The organism is Anaerotignum neopropionicum, from assembly GCF_001571775.1.
In the GTDB taxonomy this organism is placed as follows: domain Bacteria; phylum Bacillota; class Clostridia; order Lachnospirales; family Anaerotignaceae; genus Chakrabartyella; species Chakrabartyella neopropionicum.
This window is the reverse complement of the sequence record NZ_LRVM01000004.1, coordinates 1-17,389: the sequence shown is the minus strand read 5'-3', so window position 1 is coordinate 17,389 and position 17,389 is coordinate 1. Positions and strand designations below refer to the sequence as shown.

Annotated in this window: 12 protein-coding genes and 1 pseudogene; 4 read left to right on the top strand and 9 right to left on the bottom strand. The window is 41.4% G+C overall.

The features are described from left to right. The first annotated feature begins 9 nt into the window (after positions 1-9). Both CLNEO_RS07345 and CLNEO_RS07340 read left to right on the top strand, forming a co-directional pair. Entirely contained in the window at positions 10-2,250 is a 2,241-nt protein-coding gene (locus tag CLNEO_RS07345) for a DNA gyrase subunit A (RefSeq protein WP_066086714.1), read from the top strand. Between the two features lie 196 nt (positions 2,251-2,446). After that, positions 2,447-4,105: a cellulase family glycosylhydrolase gene (locus CLNEO_RS07340; protein WP_157723504.1), complete on the top strand. Its 1,659-nt coding sequence runs from the start codon at positions 2,447-2,449 to the stop codon at positions 4,103-4,105. A gap of 185 nt (positions 4,106-4,290) precedes the next feature. Here CLNEO_RS07340 and CLNEO_RS07335 read toward each other — a convergent pair whose 3' ends face one another. The 3 genes from CLNEO_RS07335 to CLNEO_RS07320 form a co-directional block, all read right to left on the bottom strand. Next, positions 4,291-5,703, bottom strand: a complete 1,413-nt coding sequence (locus tag CLNEO_RS07335) for an RDD family protein (protein ID WP_066086704.1) — start codon at positions 5,701-5,703, stop codon at positions 4,291-4,293. 531 nt (positions 5,704-6,234) lie between these two features. Beyond that, complete coding sequence (locus tag CLNEO_RS07325) at positions 6,235-7,509, bottom strand: L-cysteine desulfidase family protein (RefSeq protein WP_066086699.1); 1,275 nt, start codon at positions 7,507-7,509, stop codon at positions 6,235-6,237. A gap of 461 nt (positions 7,510-7,970) precedes the next feature. Continuing rightward, a complete protein-coding gene (locus tag CLNEO_RS07320; protein ID WP_066086697.1) occupies positions 7,971-9,395 on the bottom strand; it encodes a sigma-54 interaction domain-containing protein in 1,425 nt (474 codons plus the stop codon). 209 nt (positions 9,396-9,604) lie between these two features. Between CLNEO_RS07320 and CLNEO_RS07315 the strand changes: the two genes are divergently transcribed. Together CLNEO_RS07315 and lipA are read left to right on the top strand one after the other, a co-directional pair. Continuing rightward, a complete protein-coding gene (locus CLNEO_RS07315) occupies positions 9,605-10,600 on the top strand; it encodes a lipoate--protein ligase (protein ID WP_066086695.1) in 996 nt (331 codons plus the stop codon). A 63-nt stretch (positions 10,601-10,663) separates the two neighbouring features. Then, positions 10,664-11,518, top strand: coding sequence for a lipoyl synthase (gene lipA, locus CLNEO_RS07310; RefSeq protein WP_066086693.1), 855 nt, complete (start codon positions 10,664-10,666; stop codon positions 11,516-11,518). Between the two features lie 84 nt (positions 11,519-11,602). Here the strand turns inward: lipA and CLNEO_RS07305 are convergent, their stop codons facing one another. The 6 genes and pseudogenes from CLNEO_RS07305 to CLNEO_RS07280 form a co-directional block, all read right to left on the bottom strand. Then, on the bottom strand, positions 11,603-12,979 hold the full coding sequence (locus CLNEO_RS07305; RefSeq protein ID WP_066086690.1) for a TolC family protein: 1,377 nt from the start codon (positions 12,977-12,979) through the stop codon (positions 11,603-11,605). A 23-nt stretch (positions 12,980-13,002) separates the two neighbouring features. Further along, positions 13,003-14,208 carry an ABC transporter permease gene (locus CLNEO_RS07300; protein ID WP_066086688.1) on the bottom strand — a complete coding sequence of 402 codons (1,206 nt, stop codon included), beginning with the start codon at positions 14,206-14,208 and terminating at the stop codon, positions 13,003-13,005. Beyond that, positions 14,205-15,407: an ABC transporter permease gene (locus CLNEO_RS07295; protein WP_066086685.1), complete on the bottom strand. Its 1,203-nt coding sequence runs from the start codon at positions 15,405-15,407 to the stop codon at positions 14,205-14,207. The genes CLNEO_RS07300 and CLNEO_RS07295 overlap by 4 nt, the downstream gene beginning before the upstream one ends. After that, complete coding sequence (locus tag CLNEO_RS07290) at positions 15,404-16,303, bottom strand: HlyD family secretion protein (protein WP_066086683.1); 900 nt, start codon at positions 16,301-16,303, stop codon at positions 15,404-15,406. The genes CLNEO_RS07295 and CLNEO_RS07290 overlap by 4 nt, the downstream gene beginning before the upstream one ends. Positions 16,304-16,339: 36 nt before the next feature. Continuing rightward, positions 16,340-16,918 carry a TetR/AcrR family transcriptional regulator gene (locus CLNEO_RS07285; protein ID WP_066086679.1) on the bottom strand — a complete coding sequence of 193 codons (579 nt, stop codon included), beginning with the start codon at positions 16,916-16,918 and terminating at the stop codon, positions 16,340-16,342. A gap of 357 nt (positions 16,919-17,275) precedes the next feature. Then, positions 17,276-17,389: pseudogene (locus CLNEO_RS07280) on the bottom strand (IS200/IS605 family transposase); the annotation flags it as partial.

Below are 17,389 nucleotides of genomic sequence, written 5' to 3'. Positions count from 1 at the left end.
TGTTCCGAAATGGCAAAAAAGAAAACAACATCAACTGAAGCAAAGGAAATTTTTATACAGGAACAGCCCATTACCCAAACCTTGGAATTAAACTATATGCCCTATGCCATGAGCGTCATCGTTTCTCGTGCAATTCCCGAAATTGACGGATTTAAGCCCTCTCACAGGAAGCTTTTATATACCATGTATCTCATGAATTTGCTTAAGGGTGACAGAACAAAATCCTCCAACGTAGTGGGGCAGACTATGAAGCTCAATCCCCACGGAGATGGGGCAATTTATGAAACTCTGGTACGCTTAACGGAAGGTAATGGCGCCCTTTTGGTACCCTTTGTGGATTCCAAGGGGAATTTCGGCAAGCAATATTCTAAGGATATGGCTTATGCTGCGCCCCGTTATACAGAAGTAAAGCTTGGTACCATCTGTGGAGAGATTTTTGGGGACATTGATAAAAACACCGTGGATTTTGCGGATAATTACGACGGCACCATCAAGGAACCTACGCTTTTGCCCACAACCTTCCCCAATATTTTGGCCAACCCTAACCTGGGAATTGCCGTTGGTATGGCAAGCTCCATTTGCAGCTTTAATTTATCCGAGCTTTGCGAAGCAACCATACAATACATTAAGGACGACTCCATCGACCTTTGTGACCATCTCCCTGCTCCCGATTTTTCAACAGGCGGCGAATTGATCTACAACCGTAAGGATTTGGAACAGATTTATAAAACAGGGCGAGGCAGTTTTAAGGTACGGGCAAAATATCGTTTTGACAAAAAAAACAGCTGTATCGAGGTTTATGAAATCCCTTACACCACCAATATTGAAAGCATCATTGATAAAATACTTCTTTTGGTAAAAAACGGAAAAATTAGGGATATTACGGACATTCGCGATGAAACGGACTTAAACGGCTTAAAAATCACCTTGGACATCAAGCGAAACACCAATCCCGAGCTTTTGATGCACAAACTTTTTAGCCTGACGCCCCTTTCCGACAGCTTTAGCTGCAATTTTAACCTGCTTATTCAAGGGAAGCCAATGACCTTGGGTGTAGGTGATATTTTAAAATACTGGGTGGAATTTCGCTTGGAATCCATCCGCCGGCAACTAGCCTTTGATATTAACAAAAAAGAGGAAAAATACCATTTATTAATGGGTCTTTCCAAAATACTCATGGATATTGACAAAGCAATTGCCATCATCCGTAATACAGAGCAGGAAAGCATGGTCGTACCCAATTTAATGAGCGGCTTCGAGATTGACCAGATTCAAGGAGAATATATCGCGGAAATCAAGCTGAGAAATATCAATAAGGAATATATTTTAAGACGCATTGAGGAATTAAAGACCTTAGCGGAGGAAATTCAAGACCTGAAAGATACTCTGAAAAGCGAAGGAAAAATCAGAAATATTATATGCAAGCAATTGAAAAACGTGCAAAAAAAATATGGAAAGCCCAGAAAAACGGAAATTGTGCAAGAAGAAGCGGTTGTCACCATTACAAAAGATGACCTAATTGAGGACTATGGCGTAAAGCTTTTCCTAACCGAGGAGAATTACTTCAAAAAAATCCCCCTTGCCTCCTTACGCTCCGCCGGGGAGCAAAAGCTGAAGGAAGAAGACAAAATTCTTTCCGAACTAGAAACCACCAACCGCAGCGAAATCCTATTTTTCTCCGACCAGTACAATGTTTATAAAATGAAGGTAAGTGATATTGCAGATACCAAAGCCAGCGTTTTGGGAGATTATCTGCCAAACCTTTTGGGCATGGATGCAGATGAAAAAATTATTTATATGACCACCACCACTGACTATGTGGGCTTTATGGTTTTCTTTTTTGAAAACGGAAAGGCAGCAAAGGTGCAGCTTTCGGCATATGCCACAAAAATGAACCGCCGCAAGCTCGTAAATGCTTACTCCTCACGGGCAAAGCTAGTTTATCTGGAAAAGCTGGAGAAAGATGCAGATTATATTTTAATGCGAAACAATGACAAGGCAACCTTGTTAAACACAGAAATGATTCCCATAAACGCAACCAAAAACGCATCGGGGATTCAGATTTACACCTTAAAGAAAAACAGTCAAATTTCTGCGGTCTTCAAACCGGAAACATTTATTTCCGAAAATATCGAATATTACCGCACCAAAAAAATACCCTCCACAGGGCATTTTATTCAAGAAAAAGACAAGACTGCAAACGGCTTACAGGTGCAACTGAGCTTAGGGCGGGAGGAATTAAACCCTTAGACAAAACTATTTAGAAGCGGTAATTTCTTAAAAAAGACGTTACCGCTTTTCCTTTTGGATTTGCAATGAAATCATTCTAAAAAATCCATTTTTTCGTATAATGCTATTGTTGTCGACATATTTTCCGTGCACTATAATGGTAAATATTGGAATAATTTTTTTTTATAGCAATAATTTAAAAAAGGGAATTAAAAAAATGAAGAAAACGGTTGTTTTTCTACTTATGCTTTGCCTCGTTTTACCCTTGGCTTCTTGCACCACCAATACCGAAAGCCCCACAGCCTCCCCAACACCTGCAAATGCACGTATTGAAAAGACCGTAGTACAAAATCAAGCTGACAATTATCAGCCCATTAGGGAAATTGGCGCCTTCAATCAGGATATTATTACGCTAGAACTCCTTTCAGCCTGCACCCTTGGTGAGGTCGACAAGGCCGCCCTCCCCTATTGGAACGGGTATATTCTGGAAAACAAGATCAGCGTGAACTTTGAAAGTGAAAATTGGTGGAACGAATACACTCCGGGACCATATTATTTTTTGGAGGATGAAATCAAGTACCTTAACGAAAACGGCTTCAACTGCGCCCGTGTTCTTTACAGCCTTTCCTTTCTGGGAAATCCGTCTAATCCCGATGAAATCAACGTTTCCCAGCTGGAGCAGCTGGATGAATTGATTGCTTGGGGCGCAAAATATAACATACATATCATGCTCAGCATTACCGGTGTGCCCAACAAATGGAATACCTCCTGGGAGGAAGAAGGGGTACAATCCAACGACATTATTTTTACAGACGGTAAAATACAAGCCTTATTCACCGCCTATTGGGATTTACTTGCCAAGCGATACGCAAAAATCCCCAGTGGTCTGTTAAGCTTTGAGCTTCTTGCGGAACCGGCCATTCCAAATGGAGATTTGCAGCAATACTGCGATGTTCTCTCACCCGTTACCCAGCGCATTTGGAGCCATAACCCCAACAGGATTGTCATTGCAAACGATGCCTGGAAGCAGGTTCCCGAACAATTAGCCTCATTGGGCTGCTGTCTTTCCTACCACTCCCACATTTATACACTGGACAAACGAACCTTGGAGGGCTTTGGAATCCCCTATGAATCCGTTTGGCCAATGCAATATTTGCCAATGAGTTACAGCCCCGACAGTGGTAAGCTGGTGCTAGAATGTGAAAATAGTCTAAAAAAAGGAATCCTCCACGTTTATTATGGCTATGTAGGTACAACAATGAATGTATCTGCCGACGGTCAAACCCTTTTATCGCCAGAGCCTTATCAATCGGAGGAGATGATTTTTAAAACATCCTGCATCCTTCCCCAAGGAACAAAAAAACTTACCTTTACGCCCTCAGATTGGGGTAGTCTTATGGCAATCTCCATTGAACAAGAGGATGCTCAGGTAATTACCATTCCCACGCATAATCTTTATGGCCCTGATCATGGTTTTGAACCCTTCCCTACAATCATGATTCATGATGATGGAACCCTTGAAAATATGGATCATCCACCCCATCTCCTGAATTCGGCGTATATTCTGGAAAAACAATTAAAGCCTTATATTGACTGTGCAAAACGTAACCATGTTTCTTTCATTATGACTGAGGTAGGAACGGATACATTGGAGCTATCCCCCACAGAATATGTGGAATATCACGAAATGTGGTTAGGTGCCTTGAAAGAAAACAATATTGGTTGGATGTATAATTGCGTGCATAATGCCCTTGCGCCAAAAAATTTAATGTGGCTTAACGATGAAAGCAGCAAATTTACACAGTTCAGCAATACCGATATACCGAATTATCAAGTGAATGACGTTATTATGGATATGCTTAAACGCTATCAATAATGAATTACAAAATTTATTGGGGGGGGAGCTTCAAGAAATCCATTTCCCTACCAAAAACGAAACCCTTTCTTTAGACTTAATCCCTAAGGAAAGGTGCTTTTTATTCTTAATGCAAAAAACTGTTTTCTTGGAATAAAGCCACGAAAACAGTTTTTTATTCTCCTCTTATCCCTTGGCAGGGAGCCTTACTTTTCCTTTGTTACAGAAAACTCCATTTTGTAGTAGGCTGTTTTTGCGCCCTCATCAGGTATCAATAAAGAATGACCTTTGTAGCCTACCCTCTGCACATTGCTGTAGTATCTGCAATCACCAACGGTAAAATTCACATCGTCATCATATATGACATCCTTCAAAATTAATCCCCCACTATTCATAAAAAGTCCTACCTCTTTATCCGTACATCCAAAAGCCAGAACAATCAAGCTTTTCTCTATATTCTCTATTTCCGTAAAATGCTCCTTGTTTTCCACCTCGTACACGAAGGAAACGCCTGTTAAATAACCGTTTTCTATTTCATATTCCAGCTTGGGAGGTTCCCCATCCAAGAGGTCAATAGAAATGGTTGCCTTCGAAGGCTTTTCTACCAACTGTCCATTCTTATCCATATAGGAACCTTGGTTCACATCAAGATATTTGCAAAAATAGTTGTAGTTTTGAGCAAATTCTTCCATGGTGATATCCCCGCGGTTCGGCGGCAGCTGCTGAAACTGCATCATGATAATAGCGATAAAAATAAATATCCCATGCAATACAATGCAAGCTGCCACACGGTACCATTTTGTATCCTTTATGGTATAGGAAATGTCCCCATCCCAAGGCTGAGTTTCTTCTGCTTTGCACACTTTATAGCTTTTATATAAACGCACTAAATTATAAATTGGAATCCAATAACCTGTACCCTTGCCAACAACTACCCAAGTACGCTTCAAGCCCTCAGCATAAGTCAAGTGGGCTCCATGGGCTTTTTCCACCCTTAACCCAAAGACCCATTTACCAAAAGTAGTGCCAAAACGGTTTAACAGCAAAGGCTCTATGAAAAGCATTAGCGCGACGGTTATGACAGCACCAATAATCTGCCAAAGATAGCCCTCATGGGAAAGGTTCACATGTAAAATAAACCCAAGAAAAAAATCCCAAATAAAGTTATAGATACCAACATCAGTCATTCTGGCAAAATATCGGCGCCATGGACGATAAACTTGATTTTGAAATTCTGGTTTACAAGAAAAAATCTGATCCAATGCACTGGTACCCAATTGATCCAGATACTTTTTTGCATCAAAACTTTCAAGGTCAGCCCCTTCCTCCAGAATTTGTCTGCAAATCTCTTTACCCAAGCAGCCATCCTCTAGGCCATCAAACCGCCTTTGCAGCAAAGCCTTTAGGGTTCTATCCCCTGCACTTAACATAACAAAATTGTTCTCTGAAAAACCCATTTTCTCCAGCAGCATCAGTCTTTGAAGCTTTTCCCCATCCGCTTCACAATATACCCACGACCCATCCTCCATACGTTTTGGTGTGACCAGCCCGTTATTTCGGAATCGGGAAATGGTCTCTAATTCCACACCATAAGCCGCACTCATTTCTTCCTTCGTCATACTTTTTCCCCCTTTTAAAACTTCTTCCGTTCTAATCCCTGTGAAGCAAGCGCTTGCAAACAGAAAGCTTTATGAAAGCCTTCTTTCTTAAAAAATGCGTGCCTGGCTGAAAGCGGAAGTAAATATCTATATTATTTGCATTATTTTCCTGTAACAGTTTACCAAAACAAATCTCCTGCTACAACGCTTTTTCTTAGATTTAAGAGTATCGTAAGATATAAAAAACTCCTTACCATAAGTATAAGGAGTTTTTTAAAAAAATTAATGCTAAAAACTGATTTGCTCTGCGGAATCCGCTTTAGGCACCCCATTGTGCAAAATGCGGACACTAAGAAAACAATACTACTTGTTTTAATAGTCCTTTCCCCCTGCGCTTCTCCAGGCATTGGGGTGTTCCTTGGGGCAATCCCTAATGCAAACATTAGAAATGATTTTATCTGTATTTTCACATTTAAGTATTCATTGCCTATAAAAAACAACTTTCAAAATAGGTTTCAAACCGTTGCTTTGTCTCCTTTGTATACGTTTTTTTTATTTTGCCATCATAATTTCAATAACCTTCATATCCACATCGCCCAATGCTTCATGGGAAAGCTTTGCCAAATTCTTAGCTGTTTCCTCTGCTTTTTCACTGATAAATCCATCCGTAGCTTGAATAATGCTGTCATCCATGGCAAACATGGCAGAGTACACTGCTTCACCTGCACAAATTGAAAGCTTCAAGGAGCATCCGCCCTTTGCTCCGTCACAGAACATACCGGCAACGCCGCCCATCAAATTCTGAACTGCTCCGGAAACCTGCTCAAGCTTACCGCCCATCATGTATGTCATCCCTGCCGCACCACCTGCTGCCGCTAAAGTGGCACCGCATATGGGGGACAAACGTCCAACATGGCATTTCATATACATAATAATCAACATCCCCAAAAATTCTGCCCTTAACAGCTTTTCTTCGGAAATATTCATATGCTTTGCAAAAACTGCCATAGGCACCATGGTTTCAATGCCTTGATTGCCACTGCCCAAAAATGTCATTACAGAGCCGTTACCCCCGCTCATACGAAAATCGCTGGCAGCAGCAGTAAGTCCTTTGATTTCCGTGAGCATATCATTGGAAATCAAGCCTTTCTTGGTTAAATTTTTCAACGCCACACCAACGCCAAGGGCGTATTTCTTTTGCATGCCAATATCAGCGATGGAAAGATTCATGGCAATGCCTTCCTTGATAAACTCTAAATCCGCCACATCTACAGCGTTTGCCCATTGGTAAAAATCAGCAAAGGTATATTTCGTTACATCAAAAGCTTTTGTGGTTGCCTCCGCCGCCGAAAACGTGCGCCGATCTAAAACAACTTGGTTGTTTTTTTCGGCAAACACCATATTGTCATGAGATTTTTCCGTTATGGTATGGGCTTTTTCCGCCTCATTAGTGGCACAACAATCGATATAAAATTCACTACTGGGAAGAACCTTCACAGAAACGAAGCCTTCCTTCACTAATTTTTTTGCCTCGCCAACCTGTTCCGGAAGAATTTCCGCAAAAATTTCCATGGTATTTCCGGGTTTGCTTAATAAATACCCCAAGACGCAGGAGAGCTCAATTCCATTGGTTCCCGCATTAGGAATTTGCACACTATAGGCATTTTTGAAAATATTGGAGCTAATGACCATATCCAAATGGGTAGCGGGCTTTTGTAACAGCTCACAAGTTCTGGAAACCGCCAACCCGATGGCAACCGGCTCCGTGCAGCCCATGCTGGGTTTCATTTCACTTTTTAATGCATCAAAAACAATATTCATATCCATAATGATTTCCTCCTTGTATATCCCCACGCCTCTTTTTTATCTCTTATCTATTTTAAAGAGCAAATTTTGTGCCAACTGATAATTCCATGATTTTTCAGAAGTCAGCATAATTTTTTTCTCATTTTTGAGAAATAATTAAATTTTCTAATTTTAAGAGCGTCGGAAATTTTATATTTATGTAAAATCAGCTCAACTAATATCTATTTTCTATCCCTTAACTATTTTTTATGGATAGCAAATTTTAGCAAATGAAAATTTAAAATTCTCCTAAAATTGAGGGATAAAAGGGTCATTCCTTGGCAAACACACTATGTTTTTGTGTCTTTACGGCTTTTCAATTAAGGCAAACAAAAAAGCCTTTTTCCAAAACAGCACTCCCCTGTTTTAAAAAAGGCTTTCATCTTTTTATTTTATAAGCAACAAATCATTCTCAAAAAAGAGACGATTTCTCAAAATTGAGATTAAAGTAAATTGTATTTTTTTAGTTTTCGGTAGAGAGTTGCGCGGCTAATTTGCAGGGAATCGGCAAGCTTTTCCTTATCCTTCAAGGAGGCCTCCTCCTTTAGCATATTTGATAGCACACGCTTTTCATACTCCTCTATAATTTTATCCAAAGACCATGCATCATAGCCCTTTGTGGAACGAAGCACAATGTGGTCAGGCAAATCGGCAAGGTGAACCTCATCCCCTTCCACGATATTTGCCAAATATTCTATAATATTCTTTAACTCCCTTACATTCCCCGGCCAATTATAGTTTACCAGCGTCTGCAAAGCCTCTATTGACACCCCTTGGATACGCTTATTCAGCTTTTGATTATAATAGGTGATATAATACTCCACCAAGGGAGAAATGTCCTCTTTGCGCTTGCGTAGAGGCGGCAGCTCAATGGGGATGATATTCAGCCGATAATATAAATCCTCCCGGAAGGTTCCCGCCTCCACCATTTGCTCAATATCCTTATTTGTGGCGCAAATTACCCGAATATCAATGGGAACGGGCTTATGTCCGCCGATACGCTCTAACTTTCGTTCCTGCAAAACACGCAGCAACTTTGTTTGCACATGCAAAGGCATATCGCCGATTTCATCCAAAAAAATAGTGCTCTTATCCGCCAGCTCAAACTTGCCAATGGCACCTTTTTTCTTTGCCCCGGTAAAAGCCCCCTCCTCGTAGCCAAACAGCTCGCTTTCCACCAAATTCTCGGGGATTGCCGCGCAATTAATGGAGATCATCAGCTTGTCCTGTCTTTGACTAAGGTCATGAATCATTTTCGCCATAATTTCCTTTCCAGTGCCGCTTTCTCCCCGCAAAAAAACGGTGGAATCGGATTTTGCCACCTTTTGCCCAACGGCAATGGCCTCCTGCATTTTTTTGCTTTTGCCAACAAAGGACCAGCCTTTTTTATCGTTATTTACAACCTGCAGCTGTTGCTGCAGCCGATCTCTTGCCTCGGCGGTATAAAGCTTGCTTTCCAAAAGCATTGTCATATATTTCAAAAATTCCTCCAGCTTCGCACGATTTTTCAGAAGGTTTTCCTGTTGCCTTTCCTCAAAGGCAACAATGGATATGACTCCCACCACAACGCCGTTTTTGAAAATGGGATATGCCAAATCCGCCAATTCTTTGCAAACGGCCCGTTTCTCACAACCAATACAGCTTGGATTTTGCGCCACATTTGTAATAATCCCACATTCACCGGTTTCTAAAATTTGATTGAAAAAATTTGCATGGGCAATGGTATTGCCAATTTCAGTGGCATAATTTCCTGTTCCCGCCACACGAATCAGCTCATTATCCACCACCGTAACGTCAGACTCTAAAATTGACGAAATGGCCTGGGTATAGGCCTGAATAAAGGTTTGAATTTTCATCAAAGCTGTCACATCGCTCACCTCTTCTTGTTTTAGTATAGCGAAAAAATGTAAAATAAACAATCATAATGATTGCTTTTTACTTCCTTCTACTGTTCAGTTTTATAATTTTCACAATTTTACCAAAGCATAACGACTTCTTTTTTTATTCTTGTGTTGCTACCTCCTAATAAATTTAGTATACTAAAAGCTGAACTTTACAAATGATAAGGAGGGCTAATATGATTTTTATTCAGCCAAAAGCTACTGATGCTGCCTTGCATTTTGCATCCGAAGAGTATTGTATGACTGCCTTGGGGCAAACCCAAGATGTTTTCATGCTATGGCAAACGGATTGCTGTGCTATGCTGGGCAGTAACCAAATTGCGCAAGACGAAATTGATCTTTCCCTTGCAAAACAGCACAACGTGCAAATCGTGCGCCGCGCCAGTGGCGGCGGAACCATTTACACCGATCAAGGCACTTTGCTTTGTACATTAATCACCCCATTTTCCCATGGGGACGACGCAAAAGAAATTGGAAGAACCCGCTTGGCAGAGCCTTTGATTATGGCTTTGGAGAAAATGGGGATCCACGCTGAGATCAAAGGGAGAAATGATATGCTCTTAGACGGTAAAAAAATTTCCGGCTTGGCACAGCGTTTGGGGAAAAACTGCCTTTGCAGCCACTGTTCCCTTTTATTTGATACTGACATTTCTGTTTTGGAAAAAATATTAACTGTGGATGAATCCAAAATCAAAAGCAAAGGAATTTCTTCCATACGCAGTCGAGTAACCAATATTCGTGAACACCTTCTTAAAAAATATACAACCCAGGAATTTAAAGCTCTTTTGATACAAGCTTTATCTGAAATCATGCCTATGGAGATGTACGCGTTTTCCCAGGAGGAGCTTGCACAGATAGAAAAAATCCGAGTGGAAAAATATGCAAATCCCCTTTGGACTTACCGCACCAATTCCAGCTTTACCCACCACAGCGAAAAACGGCTGCCCTTGGGTAAGATTGAGGTTTATTTGGAAATCAAGGAGGGCAGCATTCACTCCTGCTCCATTCGCGGGGATTTCCTCTCTATAAAACCCATAGAAGAATTTGAAAATACACTTACCGGCAAAGCCTTTGATAAGGATGCCTTGTCGGCTTGTTTAAACACCGTAGATTTACTTCCTTATCTTGGCGGAATTACAGCCGAGGAATTTTTGTCCGTTTTGTTTTCCTAATGGGAACATTGGCAGTACAAAAAAGCGTATAAAATGTTAGTATATTTAGTGGAGGATTGTAATATGTTGGAAAAACCCCAATGGTTGAAAAGAACCTTTCGAGATAATTCAAATTTAAACTATGTTCGTGAAATGCTAAGCGCACTTCATTTAAACACAATTTGCGATGAGGCAATGTGCCCCAATTATGTTGAATGCTTTACAAAAAAAACTGCCACCTTTATGATATTGGGTGTGAATTGCACTAGAAATTGCCGCTTTTGTAACGTAACCAACCGTGAACCACAAGAAATAGATGCCAACGAACCAAGCAGAGTGGCGGAGGCCGTTTTCAAGCTAGGACTGAAATATGTGGTAATCACTTCCGTAACCAGAGATGATTTGCCCGACGGCGGTGCCGCTCATTTTGCTGCAACAATACGAGCCATTCATGAATTATGTCCCGATACCGCCGTAGAAGTTTTGATTCCCGATTTCCTAGGAAATAAAGAAGCTTTAAAAATTGTTACTGATGCCAACCCCGAAGTAATCAGCCATAACATAGAAACAGTAAAAGCGCTGTATGATCAGGTTCGTCCTCAGGCAATTTATGAAAGATCCTTGGATGTGTTAAAATCCATTAAGCTGCTTGCGCCTCATATCCGTTCCAAAACCGGCATTATGCTCGGGCTTGGAGAAAACGATTCGCAGGTTTACGAAGTAATGGAGGATTTAAGAGCTGTTGGCTGCGAATTTTTGACCATTGGTCAGTATCTCGCTCCATCTTCTGCACACCACCCCGTTCAGGAATACATAACGCCAGAAGCATTTGACCACTACGGTCAAATTGCAAAGGAAAAAGGTTTCGCCTTTGTTGCATCTGCACCCTTTGTACGCAGCTCCTATCATGCTGCCGAAGCACTGGAAGCTGAAAAATAAGAAACAAGCATAGAAAAATGGCAAGTATCCGCCGTGGTACTTGCCATTTTTTATAACCTTTTTTATGATAGAAATACGTTTTTCTCAACCAATCTGTTCCTTATAAGTATCATAAATGTCTAAAGAGGTTCCATCCATCAATAGACGGTATTCCTCCCAAGCCAAATCGTAGTCATATGCTGCCTGTAATTTTACCAGTTCAATCTGCAGAAACTGAAGCTCCAAAGCCTGTAATTCAACGGCAGAAATCAAACCAAGCTTTGCAGATTTTTGCTGCTGCTCCCACTGGGTTTTTGCCTTTTCATAGGTATCCTTTTGCAACTGATAAGCCGACGCTGCTTTATCAATACTATCCAGTTTTTTCTTTAAATTGTTGGCAATGGTAATCTTCTGAGTTTCCATGGCAACCTTAGCAATATCCATATCTGTCTCATGCATTTTGATTTGCCCAGAATATAGGGTAGTATCCTTGGATTTTTTTTCAGCCTGCTGATAATCGCGGCGCAAGGTCTTTAGCTGATAGTTCTTATCAGTGGCTTCTTTGAGCAACTCATCGCTATATTCCGGCGCATATTCAATCACCCTTGTTAATTCAGGCGCTTCAACCTCCAACGGATCATCAATGGGTTTCCCCATCAAATCATTCAGCTGACGTTTTAATAATATTAGGCCGTTCTTTGCATCCGCAATGTCCTTTTTGTTTTGAGATATCGCCAGCTTTGCCTGTGCCAAATCGGTACTTATACCAAGACCCAGAGTGGATTTTTTCTCCTCAATTAAATAAAGACGTTCCATCAACTCCAGTTTTTTCTCAAGCAATTCAATGCCTTCTTTCACATGCACGGTTTTTTCCACCAGAAGCTGAGAAACCAATAAAGCTTGATTATTCCAATCCTCTTTGGTCTTATTCAAGTCTAACTTTGTATTATTTAAATCCTGCTGCTGATCCTCCAGGGTATTCCGCTGGGTATCCACAATGCTATCGGTCATATCCTCCATGGCACTGGCGATCTTCGAACTCCCAGAAAGCAAGCCACTGCTGATTCCAACCAACGCCTGGTCTGTATAGCCCAAAGTATTTCCCGAAAGCGTATCCCCTGTAACCGCCCCCTCCAATGCGCTCTTTCCGGTACTTGACGAGCTTCCTGCCGATTTTCTTGCATTGGCAGCACTATCCTGGGCATTCTGCAAATCGTCCAAACCATCATTTATGGCATCCAAACCAGAAAGCACCTTTTTATAATTCAACGTCAGTGTGGTTTGGATTCGGTTGTTTTTCAATACTTCCTTTTGTATTTCTTCCAAGGTCATAGACTTCACAACAGACTCCTGTGCAGTTTCTTCCTGTATCGTCTCAGACTTTTGGTCCGTTGTTTTAGCATATGCCGGTAGCGCCACACTAAAAGTCAGAACACCAGCCAAAAGTAAAGCCCCACTTTTTTGATATTTGAATTTTGCCATTTCTACCCTCTCCTTCCAAAAAATCACTGGGCAACTGCCTGAATATCAGGTTCTTCCTCAGAAATCCGCAATGCCTGTTCTTTTTTCTCAATTCGTTTCACCTTTATGAGCCAAATCACACAGCTAAGTATCAAACAACCGCCGCTGATATAGCCTAATATCATCATTTCATCATGAACTGCATCAAACCCAATACCCATAAAAGCCACATTGCGGTAGCCAATAACAAAATGGGTTAGGGGAAATACCTGCGCCAGCTTTTGATAAAAGCTTGTGAATGCCATGGTCGGCCATGTAAACCCACTCAGCACCAAACTTGGCGAAGTAAATACCAATGAAAAAGAGGTGGCAAACACAGGGTTTGGCATAATGGCGGAAAATAACTGCCCCATGGCAATAACGGATAAAAAAAACAGACTGCTATATCCAAACCAAACATCAAAGCTTCCTTTCATAGGGATACCGTACTTGTTTACTATAAGCCAACAGCAAACCGCCCAAGTACCCATGGAAATGATATAATACACCAAAGCTTTTATGACTACCTGAAAAATCGGGTTTACTTTTTTAATTTCCCCTAGCTTGCCGCTTTCCTTTTCACGAGCAAGGGAAATTGCCGCAAAATAAATTAAAACCTGCTGCACAGTTGCAATTACAAAACCAAAAGTCAAAAAATAACCAAAGTTGTTGGTGGGATTATACCACTGACGAGTATAAAAGCCCACAGGATTCATTTTTGCCAGCCCATCGTCCACAGTGTAGCCCTTTGCCACCAAGCTTTTTACCGCAGTCTGCGTAGAAAGGGTTCCCAAAATTTCAGCACCCCGCAGATTTATGGTGCTTCCATAGCCCATATTCACAGCGCTAGAGCCAAGAAGAACCTCGGCCTGCCGCCCTTGCTGCAAATTCGTTGTAAAATCCCCGGGGAAAATAATACAGCCTACAATTTCCCCATCCTTCATTGCCTTTTCTATTTGTTCCTCATTTTCATAATAACCCACAACATCGAAATAAGATGACTGCTGGAACGCTTCAACCACTTCTCTCGTTTTTGCGGTGTAACTGTAATCCACAACACCCATTTTTAGATGAGAAAAGCTTCCGGCGGAAAAGCTCATTCCACAAATACAGGTAACAAATATAGGAATGAATATCATAATGATTAAAGTACGAGGACGCTTCAAGAGATAAAGCCATTCTCTAAAAAACAAACCAAACGCTGCGATCATGCCTGAACGACCTCCTTTTCCACCAGTTTGGGCTTCTCCTTCTTTCTTGCACTATAAACCTTCCATAAAAAGGAAATCAAGCTTAGCATAAAGGCACCCACGGCAAGATACAAAAGCATATCCCTGCTGTAAACAATGCTCTCTGTTTCAAATCCCACGCCCGTCAAAACAATATTTCGCACAGGAACGAGGAAATGCGTTGGGGGCAAATACTGAGCTGCCTTCACCAATACCTCCGGCATCTCCGTAAGAGGCCATGAAAAGCCTGAAAGAATGAAAAGGGGATAGGTCATTGCCATGAGCCACTGAATACAATGAATGGTATTTTTACAAAGTGTACCCAGCAATGCGCCCACGCCAAGCAGACAAAGAATATAGCAGCCACAAAGAATTGCCACATCCTCCCTGTTGCCTCGCATGGGAAAATCAAAAATAGTTATAATTGCATAATAGTTTACCAAAATATTCCCATAGCCTGTAACACCGTAAAAAATATATTTATTGATAAAATGAATTATACTTTCTTTTGCCTTCATTTTTCCCGAAAGAATACCCTCTTTTTTTTCCTCTGCAAACGCCGTTGCAACAGTCATCAAAAAAAGCTGGTGGAAAATCAAACCCGTTAAACCCAGGCCTAAATAGGTCAAATAGCTAAACTGGGGGTTAAACCAAGGGCGCAGCACTGTGGATATGGGCATAACCATTGCCGTTGCATCTTCAACGGTGCTTCCTTTCGCCACAAAGCTTTTTACGGCAATTTGAGCTGAAATGGTTTTTACCACCTGCATGGAGGACACCACAGCACTATTGCCAATAATATTGTTGGCACTGTTAACACCGATCAAAACCTCTGCCTGCTGTCCAAGCTGTAAGGATCGTGTATAATCCGGGGGAATTATGACAACGCCAAGAACCTCCCCCTCTTCCATAAGTCCAACGGCCTCATCCTGCTCCGTAACCACATAGGTCACATTAAACCGGTCGGCTTCATCAAAGGCGGCAATTAAGGCCCTTGTTTGCGCAGAGGAATTTTGATCCACCACTGCCAAAGGAATATTATTTACAACATGTCCGCTAAAAGCAGCGCAAACCACGATACTTAAAGCAAGGGGGGCAATAAGAAACATAAAAAGCATACGCTTGTCAAGCCAAAGTGTTTTTATTTCTCTGCCAAAACCCTTAATAAATGTTAGGATCATTGTGCCTCACCCACTTCATCCAGGTTGACGCTTACAAGCATACCAGGGTAAAGCATAATGTTGTCTTCCCCAGAAAGGGCAATTTTCACTTTATATGTAACAACGTCCTGGTCATTCAACTCGTTTGTAGATTTTTTAATTGCAAAATCCGGATTTTTGCTTACATTTACAATCGTCCCATGGAAAACCGTATCTGGATAGGTTTTGCTGGTCAAAGGAACAGTTTGCCCAATTTGCAACTTGCCCACTTCATACTCGTCTACGTTTGCATTGATCCAACGGTCGTCATAATCCGTCAGGGTTATAATGGTTGTACCGCTGCCCACCAATTCTCCCACAGAGGAGGATACTAAGGTAACAGTGCCGTTACAGGGAGCATATTGCATCGTCTGCCCTAAGTTCAAACTCACCTCAGCAACCACTCCTTGGGCCGCCTCATACTGAGAGGTTGCCGCCTGGACATCCAGCTTTGCGGCCGTCAGCTGTGTAGTGAGCTTATCCATGGTATCCTGTGCAACTGCCTCCATTTCAAATAATTCCTGATACTTTGCATATTCCTCTTCCAACAAAGCAACATTTGCCTCCGCCTTTTCCTTTACGGCCTTAGCCGCATTCAACGTACCTGTAGCTTGTGTTTGCTTCACCAAAATATCCCTCTGATCAGAGGTAAAAAGCAATTCTCCCTTCGCTACCTCCTGCCCTTCTGTAACGGGAATTGTCATCAAATAGCCGGGGATTTTTGCGCGAATATAAACCTCTTTACATTCAACGGTACCGGTAACCATATTGGGTTCAACTGCTGCTTCTGCGGTATTTGGGTTGTTTATCCCACACCCACTTACGGCACAGCAGCCTGCCACCAATAACGCAAGTAAAATTTTTTTTTTGTTCAGCATATTCTTTCAAGCTCCTTTTCACCATTCAAAATCTTTTTATGTTAACAAATTATTAAAAATAGGACGAATCAACAGCATTGCAAAATCCGTCATTTCCTTCTTCGACATAGGCAATCCCTCTAAAAGCCATTGCTTCACCAAACCCAGGGCGCCGCAAGCAATAAATTGGTGGATATACTCCTCCTTTACAGGATCGAATTCCTTCCCCATATCCTCCTTAACCTGCTTCCCCTTTCGCTTCATGATCTCTGTTAACTTTCTTGCAAAACGGTCGCTTCTAGGGTTTAACAAAAGACAGCGGCACAACCTTTGATTTTCTGCAATAAAACCACAAATCTGCCCAACAACAGGATACTCCCATTCTGCTCCCTGCTTTATTTCAATTTGCTCCAGCATTCGGGAAAAACCTGCCGCAATTTCGTTTTCCAACTCATCCAACAGCTCAAATACATCGTTATAATGCAAATAAAAGGTCGCCCTGTTTAAGTCGGCACGGCTGGTAATATCTTTTGCCGTAATTTTGCCAAAAGGCATTTCATCCATTAAATCCATCAGGGCATCTCGCATCATAGTTTTTGTTCTTTTTATCCTTCGATCAACCTTTTCCTCTTTCATGGCATTCACCCTTTCCAATAGTCTTGTTCTCTCAATTAAGACCATCTCCTTTTACCATGCCTTTTCTGTTTGGTATTATAGCACCTTGCAAAAAGATAATCAACAATTTTCGCTTAATTAAAAATTTTTAATTTTTATTCTTGGACATCTTTTATTCCTACAATTAATAAAATCTGATTATCAAAAAAAACACCCTACTTTGACCACCTAATTTTTTTTAAAACCAAAGTAATCATCACAACCAGCTCAGCTGGTGGTTTGCTCTGCCCCTAGAAGGGGCTTTTACCAACTTGCATCTAAAGATGCATTGAACGGTTTGCCAACCGTTTCTTATTCTCTGGCTGCTGCTAAAGCAGTTTACTTCTTGCCTGTGCTCACTTGCTCACCCGTAAACGGGTCAATGTATTCTTTTAGCGTTATTTGGTCTGCCGTTAAGTCCTCTTGTATCTGATTTCTTATGTATTCTTCTAT